Source organism: Mesorhizobium sp. M1E.F.Ca.ET.041.01.1.1, assembly GCF_003997355.1.
Lineage (GTDB): Bacteria > Pseudomonadota > Alphaproteobacteria > Rhizobiales > Rhizobiaceae > Mesorhizobium.
This window is the reverse complement of record NZ_RZSL01000997.1, coordinates 1-1,363: the sequence shown is the minus strand read 5'-3', so window position 1 is coordinate 1,363 and position 1,363 is coordinate 1. Positions and strand designations below refer to the sequence as shown.

Below are 1,363 nucleotides of genomic sequence, written 5' to 3'. Positions count from 1 at the left end.
CACGGAGGTCATCCGAGGGCTGCGCAAGGCTCTTGCCGATCCTGTCATGCTGACCGAAATGCGGAGCGCGGCATGAAGGCGAGCGCTCCACAGCCAACCGAAATGGCGGATGCCGCCAACATCGTGCTGAACACCATCCGCCGCCCGGTGATCATGGTCGATGCCGACGGCTTCATTACTTTCGCCAATGCGGATGCCGAGGATTTCTTCCGCTCCAGCGCCACCATGCTCGCGCGCAACACTTTGTCCAAGCTGGTGCCGTTCGGCAGCCCGCTGCTGACGCTGGTCGACCAGGTGCGCGAGCGCCACGCGCCGGTCAACGAATACCGCGTCGACGTCTCCTCGCCGCGCCTTGGCATCGAAAAGATGGTCGATCTCTATGTCGCGCCGGTGCCGGAGTTCCCAGGTTCCGTCGTGGTGATGTTCCAGGAACGGTCGATGGCCGACAAGATCGATCGTCGGATGACGCACCGGGGTGCCGCCCGTTCCGTCACCGGCCTCGCGGCTATGCTGGCGCATGAGATCAAGAACCCGCTTTCGGGTATCCGCGGCGCCGCCCAACTGCTCGAACTGTCGGCCTCCGACGAGGACCGCGCGCTGACGAGGCTGATCACCGACGAGACCGACCGCATCGTCTCGCTGGTCGACCGCATGGAGGTGTTTTCCGACGAGCGGCCGATCGAGCGCTTCCCCGTCAACATCCATGTCGTGCTGGATCATGTGAAGGCAATCGCCAAAAATGGTTTTGCGAAGCGAATCAAGATTTTGGAAGAGTATGATCCATCGCTTCCTCCGGTCTTCGCCAATCGCGACCAGTTGATCCAGGTGTTCCTGAACCTGGTCAAGAATGCCGCCGAGGCGATCGGCGCCGACCCGCAGGGTGAGATCGTGCTGTCGACCGCCTTCCGGCCCGGCATCCGCGTTTCCGTGCCCGGAACGCAGGACCGTGTCTCGCTGCCGCTGGAATTTTGCGTGCACGACAACGGGCCCGGCGTTTCCGAGGACATCCTGCCGATCCTCTTCGACCCATTCATCACCACCAAGCCGAACGGCTCCGGCCTTGGGCTGGCGCTGGTTGCAAAGATCGTCGGTGAGCATGGCGGCATCATCGAATGCGATTCGACGCCGCGCGGGACCACGTTCCGCGTCCTAATGCCGGCCTGGAAGGAGACTGCGCCCGGCGCCGGCGACGAAGCTGAAGGAGACCGCAAATGACCGTTCGCGGCAATATTCTCGTCGCCGACGACGATGCGGCCATCCGCACCGTGCTCAACCAGGCGCTGTCGCGCGTCGGCCATGAGGTGCGCGTCACCTCGAACGCCTCGACCCTGTGGCGCTGGGTGGCGGCTGGCGAAGGCGATCT

1 protein-coding gene and 1 pseudogene are annotated in these 1,363 nt (G+C 63.8%); both read left to right on the top strand.

Annotated elements, in window-relative coordinates:
* The first annotated feature begins 72 nt into the window (after positions 1-72).
* Entirely contained in the window at positions 73-1,215 is a 1,143-nt protein-coding gene (locus EOA38_RS36750; RefSeq protein ID WP_127301515.1) for a nitrogen regulation protein NR(II), read from the top strand.
* A pseudogene (locus tag EOA38_RS40785) lies at positions 1,212-1,363 on the top strand (response regulator); the annotation flags it as partial. The gene EOA38_RS36750 and the pseudogene EOA38_RS40785, both read left to right, overlap by 4 nt.